30 protein-coding genes and 1 tRNA gene are annotated in these 23,651 nt (G+C 66.8%); 12 read left to right on the top strand and 19 right to left on the bottom strand.

Features of this window, described 5'->3' with window-relative positions; all coding sequences use genetic code 11:
* Positions 1 to 20 precede the first annotated feature (20 nt).
* The 4 genes from KBY66_RS03735 to KBY66_RS03750 are packed head-to-tail and all read right to left on the bottom strand — an operon-like array spanning position 21 to position 1,302.
* On the bottom strand, positions 21 to 428 hold the full coding sequence (locus KBY66_RS03735; RefSeq protein ID WP_255087829.1) for a type II toxin-antitoxin system PemK/MazF family toxin: 408 nt from the start codon (positions 426 to 428) through the stop codon (positions 21 to 23).
* The gene (locus KBY66_RS03740) at positions 428 to 646 is read right to left on the bottom strand and encodes a hypothetical protein (RefSeq protein WP_255087831.1); all 219 of its coding nucleotides are present in this window, start codon (positions 644 to 646) and stop codon (positions 428 to 430) included. Before KBY66_RS03740 ends, KBY66_RS03735 begins: the two co-directional genes overlap by 1 nt.
* Positions 647 to 682: 36 nt before the next feature.
* Positions 683 to 1,072, bottom strand: coding sequence for a PIN domain nuclease (locus KBY66_RS03745; RefSeq protein ID WP_255087832.1), 390 nt, complete (start codon positions 1,070 to 1,072; stop codon positions 683 to 685).
* Positions 1,069 to 1,302 carry a type II toxin-antitoxin system VapB family antitoxin gene (locus KBY66_RS03750; protein WP_255087833.1) on the bottom strand — a complete coding sequence of 78 codons (234 nt, stop codon included), beginning with the start codon at positions 1,300 to 1,302 and terminating at the stop codon, positions 1,069 to 1,071. Before KBY66_RS03750 ends, KBY66_RS03745 begins: the two co-directional genes overlap by 4 nt.
* A gap of 130 nt (positions 1,303 to 1,432) precedes the next feature.
* On the opposite strand from KBY66_RS03750, the gene KBY66_RS03755 reads away from it, so the two are divergent.
* From KBY66_RS03755 to KBY66_RS03770, 4 genes are all read left to right on the top strand, one after another.
* Positions 1,433 to 1,879 (top strand): collagen-like protein, encoded by a 447-nt coding sequence (locus KBY66_RS03755; RefSeq protein WP_255088017.1) that lies wholly within the window; start codon positions 1,433 to 1,435, stop codon positions 1,877 to 1,879.
* Positions 1,880 to 2,168: 289 nt separating this feature from the next.
* A complete protein-coding gene (locus tag KBY66_RS03760; RefSeq protein ID WP_255087834.1) occupies positions 2,169 to 2,513 on the top strand; it encodes a hypothetical protein in 345 nt (114 codons plus the stop codon).
* Entirely contained in the window at positions 2,513 to 3,382 is an 870-nt protein-coding gene (locus KBY66_RS03765) for a hypothetical protein (protein ID WP_255087835.1), read from the top strand. The genes KBY66_RS03760 and KBY66_RS03765 overlap by 1 nt, the downstream gene beginning before the upstream one ends.
* A 4-nt stretch (positions 3,383 to 3,386) precedes the next feature.
* A complete protein-coding gene (locus KBY66_RS03770) occupies positions 3,387 to 4,583 on the top strand; it encodes a hypothetical protein (protein WP_255087836.1) in 1,197 nt (398 codons plus the stop codon).
* A 56-nt stretch (positions 4,584 to 4,639) separates the two neighbouring features.
* On the opposite strand, the gene KBY66_RS03775 is transcribed toward KBY66_RS03770, so the two are convergent.
* The gene (locus KBY66_RS03775; protein ID WP_255087838.1) at positions 4,640 to 6,886 is read right to left on the bottom strand and encodes an ATP-binding protein; all 2,247 of its coding nucleotides are present in this window, start codon (positions 6,884 to 6,886) and stop codon (positions 4,640 to 4,642) included.
* Between the two features lie 229 nt (positions 6,887 to 7,115).
* On the opposite strand from KBY66_RS03775, the gene KBY66_RS03780 reads away from it, so the two are divergent.
* The gene (locus tag KBY66_RS03780; protein ID WP_255087840.1) at positions 7,116 to 7,712 is read left to right on the top strand and encodes a hypothetical protein; all 597 of its coding nucleotides are present in this window, start codon (positions 7,116 to 7,118) and stop codon (positions 7,710 to 7,712) included.
* A gap of 127 nt (positions 7,713 to 7,839) precedes the next feature.
* Here KBY66_RS03780 and KBY66_RS03785 read toward each other — a convergent pair whose 3' ends face one another.
* Positions 7,840 to 8,340 (bottom strand): GNAT family N-acetyltransferase, encoded by a 501-nt coding sequence (locus tag KBY66_RS03785; RefSeq protein ID WP_255087841.1) that lies wholly within the window; start codon positions 8,338 to 8,340, stop codon positions 7,840 to 7,842.
* A 56-nt stretch (positions 8,341 to 8,396) separates the two neighbouring features.
* On the opposite strand from KBY66_RS03785, the gene KBY66_RS03790 reads away from it, so the two are divergent.
* Together KBY66_RS03790 and KBY66_RS03795 are read left to right on the top strand one after the other, a co-directional pair.
* Positions 8,397 to 8,801, top strand: coding sequence for a secondary thiamine-phosphate synthase enzyme YjbQ (locus KBY66_RS03790; RefSeq protein WP_255087844.1), 405 nt, complete (start codon positions 8,397 to 8,399; stop codon positions 8,799 to 8,801).
* Between the two features lie 526 nt (positions 8,802 to 9,327).
* On the top strand, positions 9,328 to 9,642 hold the full coding sequence (locus KBY66_RS03795) for a hypothetical protein (protein WP_255087845.1): 315 nt from the start codon (positions 9,328 to 9,330) through the stop codon (positions 9,640 to 9,642).
* A gap of 5 nt (positions 9,643 to 9,647) precedes the next feature.
* Here the strand turns inward: KBY66_RS03795 and KBY66_RS03800 are convergent, their stop codons facing one another.
* The 9 genes from KBY66_RS03800 to KBY66_RS03840 form a co-directional block, all read right to left on the bottom strand.
* Complete coding sequence (locus KBY66_RS03800; RefSeq protein WP_255087846.1) at positions 9,648 to 9,968, bottom strand: DUF5615 family PIN-like protein; 321 nt, start codon at positions 9,966 to 9,968, stop codon at positions 9,648 to 9,650.
* Positions 9,969 to 10,211, bottom strand: coding sequence for a DUF433 domain-containing protein (locus KBY66_RS03805; protein ID WP_180662735.1), 243 nt, complete (start codon positions 10,209 to 10,211; stop codon positions 9,969 to 9,971).
* Positions 10,212 to 10,281: 70 nt separating this feature from the next.
* Complete coding sequence (locus KBY66_RS03810) at positions 10,282 to 11,223, bottom strand: RAD52 family DNA repair protein (protein ID WP_255087847.1); 942 nt, start codon at positions 11,221 to 11,223, stop codon at positions 10,282 to 10,284.
* 36 nt (positions 11,224 to 11,259) lie between these two features.
* Complete coding sequence (locus tag KBY66_RS03815) at positions 11,260 to 11,472, bottom strand: hypothetical protein (RefSeq protein WP_255087849.1); 213 nt, start codon at positions 11,470 to 11,472, stop codon at positions 11,260 to 11,262.
* Positions 11,473 to 11,582: 110 nt separating this feature from the next.
* Complete coding sequence (locus KBY66_RS03820; RefSeq protein WP_255087850.1) at positions 11,583 to 12,215, bottom strand: siphovirus Gp157 family protein; 633 nt, start codon at positions 12,213 to 12,215, stop codon at positions 11,583 to 11,585.
* Positions 12,216 to 12,265: 50 nt separating this feature from the next.
* Complete coding sequence (locus tag KBY66_RS03825) at positions 12,266 to 12,751, bottom strand: SLOG family protein (protein WP_255087851.1); 486 nt, start codon at positions 12,749 to 12,751, stop codon at positions 12,266 to 12,268.
* Between the two features lie 768 nt (positions 12,752 to 13,519).
* Positions 13,520 to 13,593: transfer RNA gene (locus KBY66_RS03830), tRNA-Pro, on the bottom strand.
* A 175-nt stretch (positions 13,594 to 13,768) separates the two neighbouring features.
* Positions 13,769 to 14,038 carry a hypothetical protein gene (locus KBY66_RS03835; RefSeq protein WP_255087853.1) on the bottom strand — a complete coding sequence of 90 codons (270 nt, stop codon included), beginning with the start codon at positions 14,036 to 14,038 and terminating at the stop codon, positions 13,769 to 13,771.
* A gap of 102 nt (positions 14,039 to 14,140) precedes the next feature.
* Positions 14,141 to 14,548: a Rid family detoxifying hydrolase gene (locus KBY66_RS03840; protein WP_255087854.1), complete on the bottom strand. Its 408-nt coding sequence runs from the start codon at positions 14,546 to 14,548 to the stop codon at positions 14,141 to 14,143.
* A 206-nt stretch (positions 14,549 to 14,754) separates the two neighbouring features.
* On the opposite strand from KBY66_RS03840, the gene KBY66_RS03845 reads away from it, so the two are divergent.
* Positions 14,755 to 15,837 (top strand): ABC transporter ATP-binding protein, encoded by a 1,083-nt coding sequence (locus KBY66_RS03845; protein ID WP_255087855.1) that lies wholly within the window; start codon positions 14,755 to 14,757, stop codon positions 15,835 to 15,837.
* Here KBY66_RS03845 and gloB read toward each other — a convergent pair.
* Positions 15,808 to 16,629, bottom strand: coding sequence for a hydroxyacylglutathione hydrolase (gloB, locus tag KBY66_RS03850; RefSeq protein ID WP_255087856.1), 822 nt, complete (start codon positions 16,627 to 16,629; stop codon positions 15,808 to 15,810). The genes KBY66_RS03845 and gloB overlap by 30 nt on opposite strands.
* Positions 16,630 to 16,706: 77 nt before the next feature.
* Here gloB and hisG point away from each other — a divergent pair, with 77 nt between their 5' ends.
* From hisG to KBY66_RS03865, 3 genes are read left to right on the top strand one after another with little or no spacing between them, the layout of a single operon-like run.
* The gene (gene hisG, locus KBY66_RS03855; protein WP_255087857.1) at positions 16,707 to 17,366 is read left to right on the top strand and encodes an ATP phosphoribosyltransferase; all 660 of its coding nucleotides are present in this window, start codon (positions 16,707 to 16,709) and stop codon (positions 17,364 to 17,366) included.
* Positions 17,366 to 19,165 (top strand): ABC transporter ATP-binding protein, encoded by a 1,800-nt coding sequence (locus tag KBY66_RS03860; RefSeq protein ID WP_255087858.1) that lies wholly within the window; start codon positions 17,366 to 17,368, stop codon positions 19,163 to 19,165. Before hisG ends, KBY66_RS03860 begins: the two co-directional genes overlap by 1 nt.
* 33 nt (positions 19,166 to 19,198) lie before the next feature.
* A complete protein-coding gene (locus KBY66_RS03865; protein ID WP_255120050.1) occupies positions 19,199 to 19,711 on the top strand; it encodes a GNAT family N-acetyltransferase in 513 nt (170 codons plus the stop codon).
* Between the two features lie 22 nt (positions 19,712 to 19,733).
* On the opposite strand, the gene KBY66_RS03870 is transcribed toward KBY66_RS03865, so the two are convergent.
* Positions 19,734 to 20,885, bottom strand: coding sequence for a trypsin-like peptidase domain-containing protein (locus KBY66_RS03870; protein WP_255087862.1), 1,152 nt, complete (start codon positions 20,883 to 20,885; stop codon positions 19,734 to 19,736).
* 96 nt (positions 20,886 to 20,981) lie between these two features.
* Between KBY66_RS03870 and dnaA the strand changes: the two genes are divergently transcribed.
* A complete protein-coding gene (gene dnaA / locus KBY66_RS03875) occupies positions 20,982 to 22,400 on the top strand; it encodes a chromosomal replication initiator protein DnaA (RefSeq protein WP_255087863.1) in 1,419 nt (472 codons plus the stop codon).
* A 25-nt stretch (positions 22,401 to 22,425) separates the two neighbouring features.
* On the opposite strand, the gene cbbX is transcribed toward dnaA, so the two are convergent.
* Positions 22,426 to 23,394, bottom strand: coding sequence for a CbbX protein (cbbX, locus tag KBY66_RS03880; protein WP_255087867.1), 969 nt, complete (start codon positions 23,392 to 23,394; stop codon positions 22,426 to 22,428).
* The gene (locus KBY66_RS03885) at positions 23,394 to 23,651 is read right to left on the bottom strand and encodes a 4a-hydroxytetrahydrobiopterin dehydratase (protein WP_255087868.1); all 258 of its coding nucleotides are present in this window, start codon (positions 23,649 to 23,651) and stop codon (positions 23,394 to 23,396) included. The genes cbbX and KBY66_RS03885 overlap by 1 nt, the downstream gene beginning before the upstream one ends.

Raw genomic sequence — 23,651 nt, forward strand, 5'->3', positions numbered from 1 at the left:
GCCCCATCCGCCGGCGGACATCAGCCTTGACGGCCTCGCTGTATGGACGCATTGGTCGGTTCCATCAGGCCCCCTGGTGATTGGAATGGTCGGGATGGAGAGGCTTCATCTTTCCTGGCAGAGGGGGGTCGCAGATCCGCTGGCAAGCTGCCGATGCGTCGACGGACGAGCGGCATCGCCAGGGTGGTCATGCGGCTCAGCCGGCAGCGGGACGACATCTTCAGACGGCTCTGACTGAATTGTGGGTGGTCTGCTGGGATATCAAGCTCATCGCTGCTGGCTGCCCCCGCAACCTTTGAGCTGATGAAAGCCAGGAGAACGTCCTGATGCCGCTCGCTCAGGCCGATCACCATCGCCGGGCGTGGCTTGACGTTGGGCCCATCGGTAAACGGGAAGGCCACCAGGACGATGTCAAAGCGAGCCAGCATCAAGCGGCCACGATCGTTTCGCCGTCCGTGAAGCTGTAGAGATCAGGTTCCTGGGCAAGGTCATCGAAGGCCTGACCCGCCAGGGCCATTTCGGCCAGCTCGTGGTCGCTGAGCTCGCCTGAATCCTGGCCTAACTGCTCCAGCAGCCAGCGTCGATCAGCATCGGGCAGGCTGCGGATGACCTCCAGGAGGTTCCTGGTGAGTTGTGGATTGGTCATGGTCTGAGGTTATCGCCGCCGAGCGGGGCGGCAGCCTCAGGCAGCCTCCAGCCCAAGGTGTTCCACGTAGGGCAGGAAGTCCCGGTCGCTGAACAGCAGTGGCAGGTTCGCCTCGATGCAGGCGGTGGCGATGATCCCGTCGACCGTCTTGGCCGGCGTGATGCCGCGGCGGCGCAGCTCCCGGTAACTTTCCGCCGCTTTCCAGGCATTGCGTGCCCCCAGCATCGGCAGGAGCGCCAGGGAGCGGAACAGCTGGCGAGCTGTGGCCACGTCCTTCTCCTGTCGGAAGCCCTGCACCACCTCCACCAGGATCAGATCGCCGATTGCGATCGGCGTGACACCGAGCAGGCCATCGAAGCGCTCCACCTCTGGCGAGCTGAACCCATTGAAAAAGTCGATCCAGACCGAGGAGTCGACAACGATCACGACAGATCCTGGTCTCCTGGTTCCTCAGGCTCCGGATCGGCGTCGAGGCGTTTGGCCTCCAGGTCACCCTCCCAGCGGAGCTGGCCGCGGAAGGAGCGGATTTCCCCCTGCTGATGCAGCCGCACCAGGGTGCGCAGCCCCAGCTCCACCGCCTCTCGCTTGCTGCGGGCACCGGAGGCCTGCATCGCCTGCCGCATCAGGGCGTCGTCGATGACGATGTTGGTGCGCATGGGCGGTTCGCACGGAGGGCCCGTGACGGTTGCCGATGTGTATAGCCTAGTCAGTTCATACACATTAAGTCAGCGTTGCCGCGCTGCTCGCATCAGTGGCAATAGGACGTGAAAACGGCCTGCTGAGCTGATGACCTCCTGGGCGAACACCGGCTCGATCCGTGGACCGCAGGGGGTGCCTGGACCTACAGGTCCTGCTGGCAGCACGGGCGCCACGGGGCCGCAGGGCAACAGCGGGCCGCAGGGACCAGCCGGCCCCGCCGGCAGCCAGGGGCCATCGGGAACCACCGGCCCAGCCGGCAGCGTGGGAGCGGCTGGACCCCAGGGCCCGGCTGGCCCGCAGGGCACCGCCGGCACCGGCATCAACTTCAAGGGCAGTGTTCCCAACATCGCCTCCCTGCCGATCACGGACCGGCAGCAGGGGGACGCCTACATCGTTCAGAACGAGAACAACAACCTTTACAGCTGGAACGCATCGACCAGCACCTGGATCAACGCCGGGCCGATCTCAGGCCCCGCGGGGCCCGCTGGTCCCACAGGCAGCGTCGGCCCGGTGGGTCCGACCGGACCAACCTGACCGGCAGGTAGCACCGGCGCTGCTGGACCGCAAGGCATTCAGGGACCGATCGGTGCCACCGGCGGCGCAGGCCCTGCCGGCAGCCGCGGTACGGGCTGGTTCGTGGGCAGCGGCCCGCCGCCGGCCTCGATCCCCGGCCAGATCACTGGTGACCTCTACCTCGATCAGAGCAACGGCGACGTCTACAAGCTCAACCCGTGACCCTCTGATGCCGAACTGGGTTCCAAGGATTGACACGCCCCGTCGGGCCAGTGAGCAGCAGACCAGCGGGCCGCTGACTGGCCCGTCCGTGGCAGATCTGACCTTTGCCGGCCTTGGTGTCGATGGCCTGTTTCTGGAGGTGAGTTGCTCGACACCGGCCTGGGTGACCTTCTACGACTCTGCGGCGGCGCGAACGGCCGACGGGGCGCGGCCAATCGAGGAGGACCCGCCACTCTCGGCCGGCGTGCTGCTCGATCTGCGCTTCTCCTCTGACGCGCTCCTGCTCAAGCAGGCGCCGGGTTGCAGCTACAGCAACGGCGAGAACCCCCTGCAGCAGAGGCTCTGGGCGCGCGTGCGCACCGAAGCGGCTGGCGCCCACACGGCCACCTTGGGCGTGCTGGCCCTGGTGCTCAACGATTCGGCGGGCGGCTGATGGCGGCGACGATCACCGATCTCAGCCGCCGGGGGGACCAAGGCTTTGCGCTGCCGGCCTTGTTTGGCGAGGCCCATGCCCTGCTGATGGCCTGGATCACAGCGGCCAACGGTCAGAACCCCAGCCAGCTGCTGAGCTTGCTCACCGGCCCCGCCGGGGCGCCGGGCTTCTGCGGCTGGACGCTCAAGGCACGGCTCGCGGCGCTCAGCAGCGGCCAGCCGGTGGAGCTGATCAGCCAGTGGGTGGCGAACCTGAGCACCGGCGCAGTGACGACCCACGCCGGCCTGGCCTCGGGATTCACCGCCGGCACGGCCCTGGGTGGCCACGGCAGCCTCACCGGCGGGGTGGGCACCGCCAGCTCATTGATCACCCTGCCCCCTCAACCGCTGCCCCTGGGGGCGGTGGTGGCCTCCTCCCTGGCGGCAGGCCAGGAGTTCTTATGTTTTGCCTTCTCTCAGCACTCCTTCTCCAACCGCCAGGCGGTGGCGCTGCTGATCGCCAAGGACGTGGTCTCCGCTCAGTGGCACCTCTCGCTCACCGACATGGCCGGGGTAATTGCGGCGGTGGCCTGGAACCTGGCGCGGCCCCAGGTGATGCTCTCCACCGCCTTCCGCGCTGACTTCTTCTCATCGGCGGCGCCGCTGATGCTGGTGCGCCCGGCCCAGTGGGTGCCGATCACACCCAGCGTCGTGTACACCACGCCACTGCCACCGGTGCAGTGGTGGGACCCGGTGGCGTTGCCGGCGGACCTGGCGCTTTACAACCGCACCTTCACAAGCTTGGGCTACATCAAGCCGGCCGATGGCAGCGAGTGGCTGCAGCTCGGCCCCTCACGCCTGGTGGTGCGGCTCAAGGATCCGGTGAGCTGACGCGATGACCCTCACCTGCTCCGCTCTGCAATGGCCGCTCTGGAACTGGACCAGCAAGCTGGCCACTGATCCGGGCATGAAGCTGGCGGAGGCCTTCAGCGCCTTCTCGGCGGAGGTGAATGCCACGCCGGCCAATGCCCTGGTGCCGCTCTCGCTCGTCAAGGATCACAGCGCCGCGACAGGCTCCATCACCTACGGCTACGTCTGGCGGCTAGGCCATCCCCAGACGCCGGTGCTGCTCAGCTTCTCCAACAGCTCCAAGGTTCAGGGCTACAACTCCAGCAGCAGCTCCGCCCGCCTGCAACTGGGCCTCGAGAGTGCCTATACCAACGACAGCAGCAACGGCGGCTACGGCAGCTTTTCGGCGACCCTCTTCAGCGTCAATGCCGGCCTGTCGCATTACGCCTCGGATGGAACGCCGGCCTGGGATCTGGCTGGCTTTCTGCTGATTCAGGCGGATACGACGCCAGGCCGTGAGTTCTTCTGCTACACGATCGCGCCGATCGGCACCGATATCAACACGCAGAATCACACCCTGCTGTTGTTCCGCTCGCCGGCGGTCAGCGGCTGGAGTGTTGTTCTCAACCGCTCCAACTCCTACCCCGGCATGTTCTATTCACAGAACAGCTACACCTGGAGCAACAACGCCCTGGTGGCGGCCTCGATCATTCCGCTCCCGCCCACCGGCAGTGACCAGCAACTGATCCGCGGTTGCGGGTTGTATGCCAACACCACCAGCGGCATTTTCGCGCCGGGGATCATCCAGCCACGCATCACGCTGCCGGACTGCTTCTGGTTGGGCAGCAACCAGCTCTCGGACCCGCGCCGCCTGGGCCGGGTGAGCAACCCCGGTGGAGCCGGCACCTTCTACCAGCTGGCGGCGGCCTACAGCGGCGCCACCGACCTCTGGTATCTGCACCCACCGGGTACGCAGCCACAGGCGGGCTGGGACACGGTCGGTTCCTTGCCTTGGCAAACGATCCCGGATCGGTTGAGCTTCTGCCCGTTGCTCACCCCAGGTCCGGTGGCGATGGGTCCAGGCACCGGCCCGGATTTCCTGATCGACTGGTCAACCGCGGCCCTCGGTGCCCCGGGCGTCCGCCAGCACCCCTTCTATGCCAAGCAGCTCCAGGGGGGCGGGGGAACGGGTGGCGGCAGTGGCCGGCCGAGCACGGGAGTGCTGTGGCCCCGGGGGGTGTGAGGCCCGCCACCTTCTGGCACACCTACTCACGGACCATTCGCAGGTCGGCGTTGCCCTCAACGCTCAGCCTTCTCCAGCACCGTTCCACGTCGGCCCATCGCGCCTGCGGCCCCCCGCCGTTGGGGCACCCGCTGTTTCTTGATTTCCCTTCTCCTGGGGTACGCCGCCAGGGCGGACTGGAGCCAGTGCCGGTGCTCTCGTTGCAGAGACAGCGGCGACTCAATCCGCACCCCGCCGCCGAGGGCATACAGCCAGCGGCGCAGGTCCTGGTCACGCTCGAGGGTCCAGAGCGGCAGGTCGATCTCCACCGGGTAGGGGTGGCTGGAGCGGCTGCAGGGCAGCAGCTCTGCCTGCTCGCCCAGCGCGCTGATCACCCCATCACCAGGCAGGGGTCGCGACAGGCGCACCGCCGCCGCCGGGAAGCGCCGCACCTCCTCACGCAGCAGGGCAAAGGCGGTGGCATCACAGCTCAGCTGCAAGGTGCCCATGGCCTTGCTGCGCTGCTCCGATGGCGTCCCGCAAACTGCTTGCTGCGCCTGGATGGCATCACCGAACTCAAGGCTGCCGCAGCAGTGCTGCAAGGTTTCGCCACGCCGCAGCGCCGCCGCATGGGACGGCTGGCTGCGGCAACTGCCGATTTCGATCCGGCGCAGCCCCAGCTGATCGATTCGCCGGCAGGCCAGCAACCCCTCCGTCTGGCCGATGTGGTCATGCTCAAACAGCAGATACCAGGCGCTGGTGTGGAAGATCAGCTGCAAGGGCCATCCACGGATCTCTTCCACACCGGCGTGGGAGGCGGCCAAGGTGGTGAACACCACCCTCTGATGCTGCTGAATGGCGCCGCGCAGCTGCTCGGCCTGCTCGGTATTGAGCAGGGTGCCGCTCCTTCGCTGATCTCCCGCCAGCAGGGAACGGTTGAAGTAGGCCCGCACCGGCGGCACGGCCTCTATGACGATGCCGCTGCGTTGCAACCGCCTGCCCAGCTCCCTGGCGATGGCCTGTCCGCTGGGATCACCGAGCCGATCGGCATTGGCCTGCAGCAGCCCGTGGATTTCCACCTGCAGCGGCAAGGGCAGCAGCGAGGCGCCGAGGGCATAGCCATGGCGGCCACTGCCTGCCGCATCACGAAAGCCATAGGGCGTGAGGATCGCGGTGATGCTCTGGTGCAACTGGCGGGGAGTCCAGCAGTGACGGCCGCCGCTGAGCGTCTTGAGCCGAGCGGCGAGGTGATGGTCGATCGCCACCCCCTCCTGTCGATCAAAGGGGTGGTGAAGGATGTGGCGCAGCAGGGTGAGCGCACGGCAAAAGGTCTCGCGATCGCCGAGCGCAGACCAGCCGCCCGCGGTGAGCGGTTGCGTCGCCGGCCAGGGCGGCGGCTCCACCGCCCGCATCGGCCCTGGCTTTGCCTGCTCGCAGCGGCCTGGCCAGGCGGCGGTGAACCCCTGCTGCCGCAACCAGTTCAGGTCGGCGGCGATCGCGCCCACATCCGCATAGCAAGGCCCGTGCAGCTGGCTGAGCTGGGCTGCTGCCCGCTCGGCCAGTCCCGCAGACTCCTCGGGGGAGGCCTGGACGTTGGTGGCGGTCAGTTCCGGCTGACGGCTGAGCAGCTGGATCAGGTGGAGCAGCCGCTCGCACTCCAGCAGGCGCGAATAGGCATGGGGGATCAGCCGGGCGTCCCGGTTGCGGGCGGCGCTGATCCGCCGCTCCAGCTTTGCCAGCACTGCCTGTAGGTGTGGCTCCAGCGGCTCATGGTGATGGGGTTCGACGCAGACCACCGCCGCGAAACCTTCCGAGCGGCTGGGCGAGAAGGCGGCCTGGGCCAGCAGGGAGACGTGGTTGTCGATCACCTGCTCGGGGATGCTGTGATCACGGTGTTGGTTCCACTGCTGGCAGAGCTCACGCGGTGTGCTCAGCCACCAGCCGATCCACTCCACCGGCACCGGCAGCTCCAGCTTCTGGGTGATCGCCAGCCGCCAGGCCCGGCGCGAGAAGGTGGCTTCCACGATCACCGGGGCGCCTGAGCTGACAGCCTCCTGGATGCGCTGGTGCATCACCGCGGCGATGTCATCCCATGGGCCAAAGACGCCGCGATCACCAAAGATTTCGGCGCGAATGTCGCGGCTGCTGATGTAACAGGGGGGAGGCTCCTCAGTGCCGCTCAGCAGCGCGGCCAGGTGGCGGGCGAGCGTGGACTTACCGCTGGCCGGTGGGCCGATCAGCAGGTGGCAGCGGAGTGGGCGTTGCGGCGTCGCCGAGCAGCTGCTGAGTTGCTCGGCCGTCGTCGATGGAATGAAGCGAGTCATGGGCGTTGGAATAAAGGACACATCCCCAGCTCCATTGGGCAGCAAGTGGCGCTGCCATTCCTGCTGCATTCATCACGATTCGGTAGCGGTACTTGCCGTGCTGGTGGCGGTCAGTACCAAAGGCCGATTACGGCCGTGGTGGCAGGAGCATTCCGCAACCCGCCGACCAGCGCGAAATCCGCTGCCTGCTCCGATTCCACCTCCTCTGCGCCCTGCCACCGGCCTGCGTGTGGCCTCTGGCCCGTTCCATCAGCACCTGCTCGACGACCTCGCCCCTCCGGGGCCGACTCCGCTGCTGTGGCGGAGCCTGAGCCAGTGGGGCGAGCTGCTGCGTGCTGGCGAGCTGGAGGCGGTGCTGCTGGCGAGCGTTGGCCCTGATCTGGAGGCACCACCTGCACCGGTCGAGGGGATGGAGTGGCTGCCCCTGGGCCGCTGGGGGTTGCTCCTCGCCTGCCGTTTGAACGGCCACGATTCCGCCGCCGCGCCGCCGCCCCGGACCTTCCGGTTCCTGGCACCGCCGGTGGCGGCGGCACCGGCGCTCCATCACGCCCTGGAGGAGCAGCAGCTGGCGGCCATCACCCCGCTCGATGCGGTTGCTGCCACCGACTGGCTGGCGGCGTTGCAACGGGGTGATGGGCTGCTGCCGGTGCCGCCGTCGCTGCTGCAGACCAGCCCCTGGCGGGAGGCCTCACTGACGGCGGTGTGGCCATGGGAGCCGCTCGTGGAGCGTCTCTGGCTGCTGGTGCCCCCGGAGCTCGCCGGAAGTGCGGCCGTTCTGTCTCTGGCCGCCAGGCTGCGGGAGCGGATCGCAGCGGCTTCAAGATGACGGTCTCAAGGCTCACCAAGTGCAGCAGCTCCAAGCGGTTACGTTCAAGCACCGCCATCGCCTCCCCCACCCGTATGGCTCTGTCCTCCCCGATCAAGAGCACGGCAAAGGCGACGTGTTGTTCTGTTCAGTGGAGCAGTTGGACCATCACCAGGGCATCGACATAACCCAGCTGCCTGTGACGAAATGCCCCCGGCAGGGTGCCGATGATCTGAAAGCCGTTCTGCTGCCAGCAGCGGATGCCGGCGGTGTTGGTGCTCACCACCAGGTTGAACTGCATCGCCCGGAAGCCAAGCCGCCGGGCGGCCTGGAGCGAGTGCCGGCAGAGGCGGCTGCCGACGCCCTGGAGCCGGCAGTGCTCGGCTACCACGTAGCCGGCGTTGGCCACATGGGCGCCGAGGGCGAGGGAGTTGGGCCTGAGGTAGTAGGTGCCCACCACGGCTCCGGTGGCACCGATGGCCACCATGACGGCCTGGCTCTGTTCCACCCACAGGGCCCCGGCCTCGCTCTCGCTGATCGCCGGATCGTGGGGGAAGGTGTCCCCGGCGCGGAACACCGGCTCCAGCAGCCGCCACACTCCAGGCCAGTCGTTTGGCTCAAACGGGCGGATCTGCAGCGGGGATGCCACCGGGGCCGGGGATGCCGATCATCAGTGCTGTGATTGTCACGCCCTTTGTTGCCGCCATGCGTGAGCTGCTGCACTTCGCCACCCATCGGGCCCAGGAGCTGGTGGACATCACTGAGGCCGTGACCGCGGTGGTGCGGCGCAGCGGCATCGCCGACGGGCTGGTGCATGTCTACGCCCAGGGCGCTACCGCGGCTGTGATGATTCAGGAGAACTGGGATGAGAGCGTTCAGGAGGACGTGATCGATTTCCTGCGCCAGCAGATCCCGAAAGGTGTCTGGAAGCATGACGCCCAGGACGGCAACGGTGATGCCCACCTCAAAGCCGGTCTGGTGGGGCCGTCGGAAACCATCCCGCTGATCGACGGACACCTGGGCCTGTCGCGCTGGCAGAACATTTTCTTCTGCGAGTTCGATGGCCCGCGCCAGGAGCGCTCGGTGGTGGTCACGGTGCTGGTCGCCTGATCACCCCATAACGGAAGGCGCCCCGTGGGGGGCGCCTTGGCACCGGTTGCGGATCATCGCCTTGGCATCTGGGGCCTGACCGATCGGGTGTCTGTGTTTCACGCATGGCCTGTCTGGGGCCTGGCAGGTAAGGGATGGGATCACGTCTCCGGGAAGAGATGCTCGGGGCTTGACCTTCTCGGCTGTGATCCGGGCCCGGGTTATGCAGCCCGGGATTTGAACACGCGGGGAACAGAACTGGCATATCGCTCTCTGCGGTTACGGGATGGCGTTCGCGCTGCGCCATCAAGTTCACGAGTGGTTTCACGCATCTTTGGCGCACCTCCGCTTTGGGCACCGGCTCGGGTGATCCCTGGCCGGACTCTCTTGGAGGGTGAGGGTCGGGTTGGCTACCGGGCCTCCCCTCAACTTCAAAGTACGCCTCTTTTCAGGCTTCAGCGGCTTCCAGGAGTACCTGTTCCCGTACCACTCTTGCGGCTTGTTCGGCGCAAGGACTCGCAGGCCTCGCGGTCGCCACTTGGAGGGGTTGGCTCGCGAGTCAGCGCTGACGGCTCAGCGGGAGGATTCGCACCCTCAGGTCAGGGCCGCCAACCGGCTGTCGCTCTGGATCCAGCTGGGTACGGTGCCGATAGAGGCGAGCGATGGAATGCTGCGTGAGCTGGTGCTGGCCATCGGACTCCCCGTGGTCCTGCTGGTGCTGGCGGTGCTGGCCCTGGAGCACTGGGGCGATCGAATGCCGCGCTGGCTGCAACGCCTCTCCCAGCGGCCCTCCCTGCTGTGGAACACCGGCATCGGCCTGATCATCGGCCTGTCGCTGCTGCGCTGGCTGCTGCAGCGCTGAGGTGTTCAGGGAATGAACAGTTCCTCGTAGCCGCCGCTTTCGATGGCAGCGACCGCTGCCTGAAGCTCGCCTGTGACCTGGCGAATCCGCGGCCAGCTGGTTGTTGTCAGCACCAGGATCGCGATGCTGCGCCCGCTCAGATTCTGCTGATAACGCAGGTTGGTATCGGTGGTGATCAGGAGCTCGTAGCCCTCCTGCTCCGCCAAGCGAATCAGTTCGCCATTGGTGACGGTCGACCAACCCAGCTCATAAGCCGTGGCAATCACATGGCCGGTCAATGAACGGCGAAGAGGAACGGGTGTCCCCTGGTCAAACAGGATCCGCACTCAAGCCAGTGCGGCAGCTGCGGTGCTCCGAGCAGCGTGCTCCAGGACCAGCCGGGACTGCTCAAGGCTTACCCCTGGGAACAGTTCGACGAATTCAGCCAAGGAGACGCCGTCTTCCAGGTTTTCAAACAGAGCCGCCACTGGAATCCGGGTACCGCGGAACACCCAGGCGCCGCTCACGCGCTGAGGATCACGCTCCACAGCACTGCAGCCTGCCCAGCCCAGATCGGTTTGCGTGGTCATGGCCCTCAGGGCGGCCGGACTCATGAATGGTAGGCAGCACCTCCTACCTGAGCTGCCGGATGACTGGATCTCAGGCAACGGTCTGGTGCTGCACCAGGAAGGCCTCGATCCAGTCGTGGTGTTGCTTCTGGGTAATGCGATTCGCGATGGAGGTGGCCTCCTCCGGGACTTGAAACCGCTTGCGGAAGGCCTTGGTGAATCCCTCCAGCTGGGGCTGGGGAAGGCTGCGGATGGTGGCGTGAATCCGCCGGATCGTGGTGCCATCGAGGGGCAGCAAGGCCGGATCTTCTTGGGCCTCCTGGATACCGTCAGCCGCTGCAGCGTCGGAGTACTGGCCTACGGGTGGGTGGATGCTGGGGCGGTGACCGTTGCCAGCCGGTGAGCGCCGCAGTGAGCCGTTTCCGGCAGCGGCATTGGCTGTTATCCCGTTTGGGGAGTGGGGCGGTATGTCGCCCCGAGAGGTGTGCTCGGTGATGCCCCCCCGTGAGGGGACCCCCGAGACGCTTGAGGTGACCTCTCGCTGCTGCTTGTCGTACAACGCCAGCCCGAACGGGTTCCCGAAGGTCATCAACGCCCGCTTCATGGCGTCGGTCTCGGCTTCCTTGAGGGCGGATTCATGGGCCTGGCCCAGGTCGACGTCGATGCCGTGGCCGGCGCCGCTGCCTTCCCGCACGATCCCGCCGACGATCACCCGCACCCGGGCGGTGTAGGTGACGCCCCAGCCGTCACGTTGCGGTGGATCGGAGGGCTTACTTGGCTCACGGCCGATGCGGCGTTCCGCCTGGGAGACGCACTGCAACGCGACCGTCTCCCGCTGCCAGCCGTCGAACCCAAAGATCCGGTTGGCCTCGGCGATTGCCACCCAGCCCTCGATGTAGCTGACCTTGCCTCGGCCCTGGTCGCGCTGCTTGACGTTGGCGCGACTCAAGGGTGCCGCAAGTGCAGCGACCTGCTCGGCGGTGAGGGCGGACGCCTGAGCGAAAGAGCGGTCGATGGTCGTTGTCGTGGTCATGGCATTAAGGGGCAGGGTGGGAACAAGCGATGGGAGTCAGCTGGCGGGGCTGCCGGCGGGCACGGACTCGATCAGCACCCAGCAGGGCGGATCGCTGCAGTGGATGTGATCGGGCGAAGGCCGTCGGCCCGGCTGGCGGGTGATGGGCACCACCCAGCTGCTCAGCCGTGTGGACCAGATGTGGCCCCTGGGCCGTGGGCTGGTGGGTGTGGTGTTGGCGGTTGTGCTGCCGTAGGTGGAGAGATCCATGGCTTCTGGTGGTGGGTGGAGGTGATGGCCTGGCTGGTGATGGCGCTGACGAAATTCCCTGGGCCCGCCCCTGCAGCGGACCCCTATCGAGGGGGCCTCTGGCCCCCCGCTCAGTGGATGCGCCAGTTGCGGTGGGAGAGGAGCTGGGCTCCCGGGATTTGCTGGCCGGCCTTGAGGGCCTGCTTGATGGCGGCCTTGTCGGGCTGGCTGGTGGTCTTGACCGTCAGCCACTCGGGAGCCAGGGCCTGCTCGTCGTCGATCTCGACGGTCTGGGATCTGCGGCTTGTGAGCTCGTGATTGGGGAAGCTGAACCGGGTGGCCTGCGGCTGCAGCCGGGTGAGCACCAGCACGAGGGACTCCTCCAGGGCATCGGCCCGACTGGAATCGCCACTGGCCAGGGCGGTGAGGCGTTTGGCCTGCTGCTGGCGGTAGGCGGCCTGGCCGCGCAGGTGCTCGATGACCCAGCAGGTGGCATCGGCCTTGGCCGCCAGGGCCGCCTTGTTGCCCTCCTCGGCCAGCAGGGCGGCCTCCAACTCAGCGAGGGCCTGACTGCGGGAGTCGTCGTCATCGGCCTCCAGCTGCTCGGCCAGCTGGCCGATGGCGGTGGTGAGCTCCTGGGCCTCGATGCCCAGCTGCCAGAGCGAACCCGAGCGCTGGAGAGAGCAGGCCGGGCCAGCGGCCTCTGGAGCAGACACCGCAAGGGCAGTGGCGTAAGCGGCAGGGATGGGGGTGAGAACGGACATGACGGTGAGAAGGCGATGGGAAACGGAGGGGCCCACAGGCGCGGAAGGCTTCAGGGGCAAGAAGCAGCAGCGGGATCGGCCCAGCGAGCGGCGGATGGGCTGACCTCCATCACGGCGATCGGCACCGGGGAACGGGAGGCCATGCGGCGGGCTTCGCTCACCAGCGAGGCCGTGCCGGACCCACCGGGGAAGGCCACCACCAGCACGGAGGTGGAGACACCAGGGGAGGTGTGGGCCTCGGCCCTGGCCACGGCCAGCTCGAGCAGCTTCCGGTTGCGGATCGGCCCGGCGGCCCGGCCATGGCGCCGCCATTCGGCGGGCATGACCAGCGCCGACCAGCCCAGCTGATGGGCGGCTCGGGCAATGGCGGCATCGGCACCGCGGGCCCCGCCGTGGAGCAGCAAATGGACCAGCCGGCCGCCGCTGCGGGCCAGCAGCTCAGCGGCAACGCGCTGATGGGGCCAGTCCAGATCACGGCCGCCGCCGGCCGCGATCACAAGGGAGCGACCGGGGCCCACTTCGGGCCTGGATGACATACAAAGAGCCATGGAATCAGTTGCCGTGGATGACAACTGATCGGGGCATCAAGGCCGCTCAGACATATGCGGCGTTGATGGCGAGATCAGGGGATGACGTTGCCGCAGGCGATGGGCTCGGGGCCTTTGGCGCGACCCTTATTCTACCAGTACAAATGCACTTGAGGAGTGCCAGAGCCGCTGCAAGCACTTGGATCTGAGGAGTTCGGGCTCATGCTCACAGGCCTGGATTGAGTGACAGCCAGCTGGCCATCTTTGCGGCCGGCCTGGGGCTCCAGGCCTGATGGACAGCCGCGCAACCGCGCGAGGTAACCCCTGGCCATCAGCGCCCTTGATCTATCACCTGCCGGCCGGATGAGCAGCGGCACCGCAGCCGCGGGAGAGCCACCGGGCAGCCGTGACCTGAGCGCACCCATCCCGGCGGCGGCGAGGGGAGATCAGATTCACGCGAGCGCAAGGGTCGGCGAAGCCGACTTGTCCCGCCCTTGCGCCGCGTGACACCCTGCATCCCCGCCGCCGGGTGGTCTCCGTCCTTGTGCGCCTGAGGTGTCTTCTTCTTGAGCGATCAACTGCAAGAGATGCAAGAGAAAGTCCCGGTCTGCCTCCGGCTGATCAATGGCCGGCTTTAGTGCCCAGCGACCACCACGGGCGCAGCTGGCCGGCACAGAACCCTTGAAAGCCCAGAAACAGGCAAGTTTCTCTTGCACTTTCTCTTGCAAGTAAAAAAGAAGGGTTCCCGGTTTCGCCGAGAACCCTTGCTATCACTGATCGGGGCGACAGGATTCGAACCTGCGACCTAGTGCTCCCAAAGCACCCGCGCTACCAAGCTGCGCCACGCCCCGAATGGATGACTCTACCTGTACCCCCAGTCATCCCAGGAGATCGGATCAGAAGGTCAGAACCCTTCATGCCTGACCTGTGGATGTTTTCCCTTGACGGAAACCCTTTTCTCCACAGAGGTTGAAAAATACCTCTTGCGTCGAATGGCAAGAGAGCCATACCACGGAGCAGGGGTTTTCAGTGCATCAGACCCGGCCACGTCCCCGGGTAGCGCAGGGTGCGCCAGTCACCCCGGGGGGTGCTCACTTCGATCCCGATCCCAATGGGCTGTTCCACAGCGCCGACCTGCTTCTGCCACCAGTCAAGGGCCGCTTCCCAGGCGGCATCCATCGACTCGAAATGGTCATCAAGGACCGGATGGGGCGAACACTGCTGATCCACCAGCCGGTAGAGACGACCTTTGCTGGCGTTCAAAAGAGACCTGACGCCAAGATGGGAGTACGCCATGGGGTGAGCTGAAGCATCAACCGATTGTGGAGGCTGTGCCAGCTGCTGACTGTCACCTTGATTACCAAGGGTGTTGTTCGTTACCTTCTCATGCCGATCCGATCAGGAAGCTTCCAGCTGGGCGATGCAGTCGATCTCGATCCGGGCACCTTTTGGCAGAGCGGCCACTTCCACGCAGGCCCGTGCCGGAGAGACCCCGGCCCCGAACATTTCGGCATAGATCTGGTTCACCGCCACGAAATCGGCCAGGTCGGCCAGAAACACTGTCGTGCGCACCACCTGCCGGGGTGTGCAACCGGCGGCGGCCAGCACCGCTTCGAGATTGGCCAGCACCTGCCGGGTCTCGGCTTCCACATCACCTTCTCCCACCATCTGCCCGGTGGAGGGGTCGAGGGCGATCTGGCCCGAGCAGAACAGCAGCCCGCCGGCCTTGACGGCCTGGTTGTAGGGGCCGACAGGAGCCGGGGCCGCAGCCGTGTTGATCGCCTCAGGCGGGGAAGCGCCGACCATGACAGGGGAAGATGGGGTGCTGAGCGTAGGGGAGGTGGCCGATCGGCAGGATCCCACAACCACCTTTGAGTCGATCACCGATCCCCGGATTCTCTCCCCCCGTTGAGGCTGCCTGGAGCGAGGCGCCCCACCGTGACCAGGTCCGGCTTGAGAATGTCTGGCACCGCTATGGCAGGGCCACCGGCGGGCCTGCGCCCGCTGCGGCCATGGGCGATGGCTGGACCCTGGAAGCGATCAACTTCAACCTCCGCCCCGGCGAACTGGTGGGCCTGCTCGGACCCTCCGGCTGTGGCAAGACCACCTTGCTGCGTCTGGTGGCCGGATTCGAGCGGCCCAGCCTGGGCCGCATCCTGATCAAGGGCCAGGAGGTGGCTGGGTCCAGGCGCTGGGTGGCGCCGGAGCGCCGAGGGGTCGGCATGGTGTTTCAGGACTACGCCCTGTTTCCCCATCTCGACGCCTGGCGCAACACCTGCTTTGGCCTGAAACCCCGCCAGGACCGCAGCCGGGCCAGTTGGTTGCTGGAGCTGCTTGGTCTGAAGGGACTGGAGCACCGCTACCCCCACGAGCTCTCCGGCGGCCAGCGCCAGCGCCTGGCCCTGGCCCGAGCTCTGGCGCCGGGTCCCTCTCTGCTGTTGCTCGATGAGCCCTTCTCCAACCTGGATGTGGAGGTGCGCTTGCGACTGCGCAGTGAGCTCCCCGGCGTGCTCAGCCGCTGCGGGGCCAGCGGCGTGATCGTGACCCACGATCCCGAAGAGGCCCTGGCGATCTGCGATCGGGTGGCGGTTCTGGAAGCCGGCCGCATCCACCAGTGCGCCAGCCCCCGCCAGCTGGTCTCCAGCCCGGCCAGTGCCTTCGTCGGACGCTTCGTCTTGCAGGGCAATCTGCTTCCGGCCGCTTGGGAAGGGCAGCGTCTGCGCACCCCGTTGGGCTGGCTGGAGCGGGCGGTTCCACAGGCGAACTCGTACCTGGCTGGCCTGTCAGGCGAAGGCAAGGCTGGTCCCCTGGAGGTGTTGCTCGACCCCACGGCCCTGGAGTTGATCGCCGATCCGGACGGCGCAGCCTGGGTGATGGGGCGCGAGTTTCTGGGACGGGATTGGTTGCTCCAGGTTCACCTGGAGCAACCCTCCAGGCCTCCCCTCAAGCTGAGATTGCGTCTTCCCCTGGACCAGGAATTCAGCAACGGACAACGCTGCCGGTTGCGCATCCGCCCGTCCCAGTCGGCCTTGCTCTTCCCCGCAGGGCTCCGGGTGGTGGGCGTGTCAGACGATGGGGAGCTCAGCGGCTCCTGATCCCGTCCACTGTTCCTTCTGCTGACGCCGCTCCGCCAGCTGCCGAGGGCCCGAGACCATCAGGAAGAGATTCGTGGCGCGCTCCAGGCCGATCGTGCTGGGAATGGTGAACGCCCCTAGGCGTCGTCGCGCTTCCACCTCGGCAAGACGCGCCGCGATCGCCGCCCGGCTAGCCGGTTCCACGTCCACGGCCGTGACGGCCCAGCGCAGGTTGGCCAGGGTGTACTCATGGGCGCACCAGACCCGGGTGGCGGCAGGGAGGGCGGCGAGGCGCTGCAGGGCGTGATGCATCTGCTCCGGCGTTCCTTCACGCAGGCGCCCGCACCCGCCTCCGAACAACACATCACCGCAGAACAGCTCCCCCTGGCCGCCAGGAACCGGCGGCAGCAGGAAGGCCAGATGGGAACGGGTGTGGCCGGGCAGCTCCAGCACCTCCACCCGCCGCCCCAGCAGTTCGATCACATCCCCCTCCGCCACCGGATGGGTCTGCAAGGGGATGCGCTCGCGATCGGCGGCGCTGGCGATCACCTCGGCCCGGGGCCAGCGCCGCAGCAAGGCCGGTGTTCCGCCGATGTGGTCGCGATGGTGGTGGGTCTGGAGCACGGCGACCAGCTTCAGCCGATGCTCCTGCAGCCAGGTGGCCACCGGCTCCGCCACACCTGGGTCCACCACCACCGCTTCGGTGCCGTTGCGGAGCACCATCACAACATTGTCGGTGAGGATCGGAATCAGCCCCACATCCACGGCCACCTTCCCTGCCACCGCCCCAGCTCCATTGCCAAGACCGTCCATGGGACCGTCCGGCGATGCCAGCCTGGGCTCGCCCTGCTCTGCGCCCATCGTTAAAGTCCAGTTTGCGGTGCAGTTCCATGATCACCGTCGCCCTGGCAAAAGGTGCCCTCCTCAAGGATTCGGTTCGGCGCTTCGCCGCCGCAGGCCTCGATTTCAGCCCCCTGCTCGATGACGACAACCGCCAGCTGATGGTGCCAAGCCCCTGCGGCACGGCCCGTGCCCTGCTGGTTCGTAATGCCGATGTGCCTGTTTATGTGGCCTACGGCCAGGCCCAGTTGGGCGTCGTTGGCGACGATGTGCTGCGGGAGCATCGCCTGCCGGTGGCACCGCTGCTGGATCTCGGCTTTGGCGGTTGCCGCATGGCGGTGGCCGTCAAGGCGAGCAGCGGCTACCGCCGGGCCTCCGATCTGCCGGCCCACTGCCGCGTGGCCAGCAAGTTCGTGCGTTGCGCTGAAGCGTTCTTCGATCAGCTTGATCTGCCGGTGGAGCTGATCCATCTGACAGGATCGGTGGAGCTGGGTCCGATCACCGGCATGTCCGAGGCGATCGTCGATCTGGTGGCCACCGGCCGCACCCTTCGGGATAACGGCCTCGTGGCGATCGAAGATCTGTTCACCAGCACGGCCCGCCTGATCGGCCATCCGATCGCGCTGCGCCTCGATCATGGATCGCTGCAGACGATCGTGGACCAGATCGCCACGGCAGCCCCCGCGGCCCGTCCACCGGTGCCGGCCTGATGGCCAATCTGGATCGTCAACGCTTGCTGCGGCTGCTGCCCTACCTGGGCCGCGATCGACGCCGCCTGCTGCTCACCCTGCTGCTGCTGATCCCGGTGGCCCTGGCAGCGGCCATCCAGCCGCTGCTGGTCGGCCAGGCGATTTCCGTGCTGCGCAAAGAACCCACCGTCGCCTGGCTGAGCGGGCTTGCTGTGCCCCAGGCCATGCACCTGCTGGTGCTGCTGCTCCTCGCCGCGGTGCTGCTGCGGCTGGCCCTGCAGGGAATCCAGAGCTACAGCGTCCAGGCGGTGGGCCAGCGCCTCACCGCCCGGATCCGTGACGACCTCTTCCGCCATGCCATGGAACTGTCGCTCCGGTTCCATGACCGCACGCCAGTGGGCAAGCTGCTCACCCGGCTCACCAGTGACGTCGACGCCCTGGCCGAGGTGTTCGGCAGCGGGGCCGTCGGGGTTCTGGCTGACCTGGTCACCCTGCTGGTGATCGCCATCACCATGCTGATGATCGAACCCCGGCTCGGGGCCCTGCTGCTGGGGATCCAGGTCCCGGTCGTGCTGGTGATCCTCTGGCTGCAGGGGCGGTATCGCAAGGCCAATTACCGGGTCCGCGAGGAACTCAGCCAGCTCAACGCCGATCTTCAGGAGAACCTCCAGGGCCTTGAGGTGGTGCAGATGTTCCGGCGGGAGGCCATCAACAGCCGCCGGTTCGCCCACACCACCGATGCCTACCGCGAGGCGGTGGGGGGCACGATCTTCTACGACAGCTCCATCTCCGCCTTCATCGAATGGGTGGCCCTGAGCGCGGTGGCCCTGGTGCTCGCCCTGGGGGGCTGGATGGTGACCAGCGGCGCCATGGGTCTGGGCACCCTCACCACGTTCATCCTCTTCTCCCAGCGCCTCTTCGATCCACTGCGTCAGCTGGCGGAACGTTTCACCCAGATCCAGGGAGGACTCACGGCCGTCGAGCGGATCGGTGAATTGCTGGAGCAACCGATCGAGATCAGCGACCTCGCCGATGTCCAGCGCAGCCAGGCGGCGCTGCGTTCCGGCCGGGAGCGGGCCAGCGCCGGCGAGGTGGTGTTCGAGGACGTGTCCTTTGCCTACCGCCCCGACGACCCGATTCTCACTGGCCTGAGTTTCCGCATTGCCCCGGGGGAGCATGTGGCCCTGGTGGGCCCCACCGGCTCTGGCAAGACCACGGTGATTCGCCTGCTCTGCCGGCTTTACGAACCCCAGCGGGGCAGGATCCTTCTCGATGGCATCGATATCCAGGAACTGCCGATCGCCACCCTGCGCCAGCGGCTCGGTGTGGTGCTGCAGGACACCTTCCTGTTCAGCGGCAATGTGGCTGACAACCTGCGCCTGGATGCGGCGATCGAGGACGGCGAGCTCGAGAGGCTCTGCCATGAACTCGGCCTCGACGCCCTGCTGCGCCGCCTGCCCGACGGTCTGGCCACGGAACTCAGGGAGCGGGGCGGCAACCTCTCCTCGGGGGAGCGTCAGTTGCTCTCCGTGGTGCGCGTCGCGATCCGGAATCCCTCGGTGCTGATCCTCGACGAGGCCACCGCCTTCATGGATCCCTCCACCGAGGCCACCCTGCAACGGGACCTCGACAAGCTGCTGCACGCCCGGACGGCGATCGTGATCGCTCACCGCCTGGCCACGGTGGAATCCGCAGACCGCATCCTGGTGCTGCGCAAGGGGCGGCTGATAGAGCAGGGCAGCCACCAGCAGCTGCGCGCTGCCCATGGGCTCTACGCCCAGCTGGCCGACCTGCAGGAACGGGGGCTCGTCAAGCTCTGAGCGGAAGCTCCGAGATCGGGCAGGATCAGAGCGATGCCAGGCTGCCTTCCCCAGGATTTGGATCCTTCCGCCGATTGGTCCAGTCTCTACGGCCCCCAGTGCCGGATCTGTACGAGCGCGAATCCCCAGATCCAGCTGGTGTTGAGCCTCGACAAGGAGATCGACCTGATCGAACTCGAGCGACTCTGTGATGCCGTGGGCTGGAGCCGCCGGCCGCTGCGGCGTGTGCGCAAGGCGCTGGAGAACAGCCTGCTGCGGGTCGGGCTGTGGCGGCACGATCCCAGGCTCCCCAAGCTGGTGGGCTTTGCCCGCTGCACCGGCGACGGCGTTCTGGAGGCCACCGTCTGGGACGTCGCCGTCCATCCCACCTATCAGGGGACGGGCCTGGGTCGGGAACTGATGGCCTACGTGCTGGAGCGGTTGAGGCTGATGGAAGTGGATCGGGTGAGCCTCTTCGCCGACCCGGATGTGGTGGGGTTCTACGAACTGCAGGGATGGGAGCTGGAGCCCAGGCAGCGCCGCTGCGCCTTCTGGTATTCCCCCTGATCAGCCAGGAGGCTGGGCAGGCTCAGCCGTTGCGGCGCAACTCGGCCGGTCGCAGGTTGAGGCTGAGGGTCCGGTCGCCGCGGCGCACCCGCACCGTCAGCTCCTGGCCGACCTTGCCGCCATCCACCGCCACCTGCACGTCGGAAGGGTTCTTCACCCGCTTGTCTCCCACCTGCTCGATCAGGTCGCAGGCCTGAAGCCCCCCCTGGTCGGCGGGGCTGCCTTTCAAAACGTCGACCACCACGACGCCGTTGATTTCGGGCAGGCGGCACTTGGTGGTGGTGGCATTGATCTCCCTGGCCAGTTGGGGGGTGAGGGCCTGCAGGCGCACACCGATGTACGGGTGAGAAACCCTGCCGTTCTCGAGGATCTGGGCGGCGATCTGGCGGGCGAGGTTGACCGGGATCGCAAAGCTGAGTCCACCACCCGGCGCCTGCCGAATCGCCGTGTTGACGCCAATCACCTGGCCGCTGTCGTTGATCAGCGGACCGCCGCTGTTTCCGGGGTTGACGGCAGCATCCGTCTGGATGTACGGCACTCGCTGACCTTCCCCGATCGCATTGGTGCGCTGGATGGCGCTGATGATCCCTGCCGTCACCGTGTTGTCGAGACCGAGCGGGTTACCGATCGCAATCGCCCATTCTCCCGGCCTCACCTTGGTCGAGTCACCGAGGGGGGCCACCGGCAGTCCCTGGGCCACCACCTTCACCACCGCGATGTCGGTGAGGGGATCGCCGCCCAGCACCTTGCCGTTGAAACTGCGCCCGTCCGGCAGGGTCACCGAGACTTCGTTGGTCCCTTCCACCACATGGGCATTGGTGATGATCACCCCGTCGGAACGGGTGATGAAGCCGGACCCCTGGCCCTGCTGCTGCTGGATCGCCGGGGCACCGCCGAACAGGCCGCCGAGCGGATTGATCACCCGCTTGACCGTGTCGATCCTCACGACGGCGGGTCCCACCTTGTCGACGGCCTCGACGATGAAGCGATTGCCGGCCAGCAGCGGGGCGGCCGTTGGAGCGTCACTCACCTTCGGCGGTGCAGCCGGTTTCCCCTTCTGCTCCAGCAGGTTCGGAACGCCCAGGTTGCAGCCCCCCAGCAGCACAGCGGCGCTGGCCGCGGCGATCAGGCAACGCACCAGAGCTGCCGGGGGAGTGGGCCGTTCAGGGGTCATGGAGAGGGGAGAGGTTCCAGGCCACGTGCCGCCTGCAGCAAGCAGGTCGGAGGCTGGGGATCTGCCTATATTCGGCCACTGTGGGACGAGGCGGAGGTGCAGCAGGGTCAGGAGCTGTGGCGCCGGGTTCAAGAGGCACTTCAGGCCAATCTGAGCAAGCCCACCTTCGAAACCTGGATCCGGCCGGCCCGCTGCGCCGGCTTCTCCGACGGAAGGTTGTGCCTGGAGGCACCGAACAGTTTCGCCAGCGGTTGGCTGCGCAAGAACTACCTGAGCACAATCGAGGCCGTGGCCTCCGAGCTGGCCGGCCAGACCGTGCGGGTCGATGTCGAGACCGCTGCAGAGGCAGGCAATGACCCTGGCCTGGAGGCCGCCGCTGCACTCGGTTCCTCCAACCCGCAGCAGGGCGAGGCTGGCGGGGCTGACCACCAGCCCCGCCAGCTACCGGTCCCCCCGCCCCGCGGCGAAACGCCCCGCCGACCGGCGGCGGGGCTGAACCCCCGCTACGTGTTCAACCGCTTCGTGGTGGGCCCGAACAGCCGCATGGCCCATGCCGCCTCCCTGGCGGTGGCCGAGGCGCCCGGCCGCGAGTTCAACCCCCTGTTTCTCTGTGGCGGGGTTGGCCTGGGTAAGACCCACCTGATGCAGGCGATCGGCCATTACCGCGTCGAGATCGACCCGGAAGCCCGGGTGTTTTACGTGTCAACGGAATCGTTCACCAACGACCTGATTCAGGCGATTCGCAAGGACGGCATGCAGAAGTTCCGCGACCGTTACCGAGCCGCCGATCTGATTCTTGTCGACGACATCCAGTTCATCGAGGGCAAGGAGTACACCCAGGAGGAGTTCTTCCACACCTTCAACGCCCTGCACGAGGCGGGCCGCCAGATCGTGATCGCCAGTGACCGCCCGCCCAGCCAGATTCCACGCCTGCAGGAGCGGTTGATCTCCCGCTTCTCGATGGGGCTGATCGCCGACATCCAGGCCCCGGATCTGGAAACCAGGATGGCGATCCTCCAGAAGAAGGCCGAGCAGGAGCGGATGTCCTTGCCCCGCGACCTGATCCAGTACCTGGCTGGCCGCTTCACCTCCAACATCCGGGAACTGGAGGGTGCCCTCACCCGGGCCGTGGCCTTTGCTTCGATCACCGGGCTACCGATGACGGTGGAATCGGTGGCGCCGATGCTGGACCCCGTCGGCAACGAGGTGGTGGTCACGCCCCAGCAGGTGGTCGAGAAAGTTGCGGAGGTGTTCGGCATCGGCGTGGAGGAGATGCGCAGCAGCAGCCGCAAGCGCGCCGTGAGTCAGGCGCGGCAGGTGGGCATGTACCTGATGCGCCAGAGCACCGACCTCAGCCTGCCCCGCATCGGCGATGCCTTCGGCGGCAAGGATCACAGCACGGTGATGTACGCAGTCGAGCAGATCGAGAAGAAGCTGGCGATCGACCCCACCTTGGCCCGCCAGCTCCAGCAGGTGCGGGACCTCCTGCAGATTGATTGCCGCCGCCGCCGCTGAGCCGCCCTGCCAACTTGGGGGATGGTCAGGTGAGGGGGAGGCTGGGGTCGAGCCCCTCCACCTCTCCTTGAAACACACGGCTGGAGGTGATGTCAGCCGCTTCGATCGTGATCAGATCCCGCTTGGTCAGGCCCGGCCCCAGGTGATTGAACAGCCGGTTGGCCTGGCGCATCCTGGCCCGGTCGATGGCGTTGCGGATTGAGCGGGCATTGGCGAAGAAGGGGAGCTGCATGCGCCGCCGGATATAATCAGCAAAAGCGGAGCTTGCTTCCTCGCTGAAGCGATAACTCTCCGCCGCCATGATCAACTTAGCAATGGCCAGAAGCTCACTGGCGGTGTAATCAGGGAAGTCGATGTGGTTGGCTACCCGCGAAGACAGCCCGGGGTTGGACTGGTAGAACACATCCATTCGATCCTTGTAGCCGGCGAAGATCACCACCAGATCGTCGCGGTTGCTCTCCATCACCTGCAGCAGAATTTCAATGGCCTCGGCGCCATAGTCCCGCTCGTTCTCCGGCCGGTAGAGGTAGTAGGCCTCGTCGATGAACAGCACGCCGCCCATGGCCCTCTTCAGCATCTCCCGGGTTTTCGGAGCGGTGTGGCCGATGTACTGGCCGACCAGGTCATCCCGGGTGGCGGTGACCAGGTGGCCCTTGCGCACATAGCCGAGCCGGTGCAGGATCTCGGAAATCCGCTCTGCCACCGTTGTTTTGCCCGTGCCGGGATGTCCGGTGAACGACATGTGCAGGCTGGGGGCACCGGTGGCCAGGCCGACCTGCTTGCGGGCCCGCTCAACAACCAGCAGGGCGGCGATCTCGCGGATCCGCGTTTTGACAGGTCGCAGGCCGATCAACTCCCGATCGAGCTGCTCGAGCACCTCGTCAACACCGGTACCGTCATAGGCGGCGCGCAGATCGACGGGGGTGTCGTCATCGACGGCTCCCTGACCCACTGGCTGAAGCGGACTGGGCGGCCAGTCGCTGCGGGGCTCCATCAGGGCACCAGGGCGTCGATGGCGGCGGCGAAGGCATGGTCGATGGCCCCGAGCGGGGTTCCGAGCTCCTCGGCCCGCAGCGTGATGTTCACGTAGGTGCGCCCGAAGCTGATGTCCGGATACCGCCCCTGCTGCTCGCAGAAGTCGTTGAGGAGATCGAGGAAGGCGCGGTTGCTGGCGTAGTCCTCGAATTCGATGCGGCGCTCGAGGCGGTCGGCCTGCTCGGGTTTGGGGCGTGGTGTCCAGGGCTGGTCCAT

The organism is Synechococcus sp. Tobar12-5m-g (assembly GCF_024345415.1).
In the GTDB taxonomy this organism is placed as follows: domain Bacteria; phylum Cyanobacteriota; class Cyanobacteriia; order PCC-6307; family Cyanobiaceae; genus Regnicoccus.